The organism is Microbacterium sp. 69-7 (assembly GCF_001897985.1).
Taxonomy (GTDB): domain Bacteria; phylum Actinomycetota; class Actinomycetes; order Actinomycetales; family Microbacteriaceae; genus Microbacterium; species Microbacterium laevaniformans.
In genome coordinates, this window is record NZ_MKRU01000083.1 from 79,750 (window position 1) to 81,481 (window position 1,732).

At 66.5% G+C, this 1,732-nt stretch carries 1 protein-coding gene; it reads right to left on the reverse strand.

Translation table 11 applies throughout. The features are described 5' to 3' along the window. Positions 1–354 precede the first annotated feature (354 nt). Complete coding sequence (locus BGN98_RS08015; protein ID WP_288120679.1) at positions 355–1,635, reverse strand: FAD-binding protein; 1,281 nt, start codon at positions 1,633–1,635, stop codon at positions 355–357. Between the last annotated feature and the right edge of the window lie 97 nt (positions 1,636–1,732).

Sequence of the window (1,732 nt, forward strand, 5' to 3'; positions counted from 1 at the left end):
CAAACAAATCGGCCTGCCCGGCTTCGGCAAGAACGCCATGTCCACCCGTGACGGCGAGCCACTGGACCTGGAAAGCCCGGAAGACTTTTATGTGCGCGCCGTCTGCAATATTGCCTACCAGGCCGGCAAGCCGGTGGGCGAAGCATCAGACGACGACATCGCCATTACCGGCCTGACGCGGTGGATGCCTACGATTGCCGAACGCCTCAAGCCCGAAGAAGTGCGCCGGGTCGCCATGGTCATGAGCCGGGGCGGGCGTTTCGACCGCATTGAAAATGCATGGGACGGCGACAGGCTGAAGGTGAAGCCCAAGGCTCCCATCAATTTCTGGAATGAAAGCGTCGCCGCCATGCGTCACTCCATGACGGGCGAACGGCTGGTCGGTTGCCCCACCTGGTATCCCACGCGCTTTGCCGACGGCAGCGCCATGCGGCCGGGATTGAGGATAGCCTTGGGATCGAATTCGGCCTTGAGCCGGGCTGAAAGCGCGGCCAGATGCGGCGGCTGCGGCTGGAACACCGGAACGGCGGCACGATGCGCCGCCGCGGCGCGAACAAGCGTGGCGTGGCCGCCGCCATGCTTGCGGATCAATCCCCGCAACAGCTCTGCCTCGGGATCGTTCTCGCGCATCGAGAGCCACACCAGCCCGCCCTGCCAGTCGTAGAAGGCGTCGACCGCCGCCTGCATGCGCAAGGTCATCACCATGTGATGCGCCTCGGCCGGGGCCATCGACACGCGCCAGACCGCTCCTTGGGTCGATGCGAAGGGCACGCAATCCCTGATATCGCGCCAGATAGTCCTGGACGCCTCGCCGGCGATGTCCTCCAGAGGTCCGGCCTTACCGAGCAGTTGCCGGAGCGCCTCCGTACGGTAGACGACCGACGGGCCAAAACCCTCGACACGCAGCAGCGTCGCCGCATCGCTGCCAAGCCTGCCACCGGCGACACGCGCCGCGATCCGCTCCGGCAGGTGGGCGGCGCTCGACACTTCGGCGCTGGAGCCGAGCGCCAGCGCCATGGCGGCAACGGCGGCATCGTCGAGCAGGCCGCGAATGGCCAGGGTCACCTCGGTCTCGGCCGCCGGCAACACCTTGAAGGTGACGTCGGTGAGCACGGCGAGCGTGCCCCATGAATTGGCCATCAGCTTGGAGAGTTCATAGCCGGTGACATTCTTGACGACGCGCCCGCCCGACTTGAAGGCCTCGCCACGCCCCGAGACAGCGCCGACACCGAGGATATGGTCGCGCGCGGCACCCGCCTTCAGCCGCCGTGGCCCGGACAAGTTCGCGGCAAGCACGCCGCCGATCGTTCCGTTCTTGCCCCCTTGGCCCGGCTCGCCGCCGAGCAGCGGGCCGTAATCCATCGGCTCGAAGGCGAATTGCTGACCGTTTTCCGTCAGCAGTTGCTCGATCTCGGCGAGCGGCGTGCCGGCCTTCGCCGACAGCACCAGTTCGGCCGGCTCGTAGAGCGTGACGCCGGTAAGCTTCGACAAGTCGAGCGTATGCTCGGTCTGCAGCGGGCGGCCTATGCCGCGCTTGGAACCATGGCCGAGGATTTCCAACGACATCTCTTCAGCCGCCGCCCATTGGACGGTGGAGAGGACTTCGGCGGATGAGCACGGGGTGAAGGTGGTCATGAGTGCACCCAGTTCCTCGCCCCCGCAAAGCGGGGGAGAGGTGGCTCGGGCGAAGCCCGAGACGGAGAGGGGGCCATCATAGAGCGCTGTCTCCATT

Excerpts from the sequence above, each read along its gene's own strand:
- BGN98_RS08015 (WP_288120679.1), bottom strand. The coding sequence starts at position 1,635 with ATGACCACCTTCACCCCGTGCTCATCCGCCGAAGTCCTCTCCACCGTC.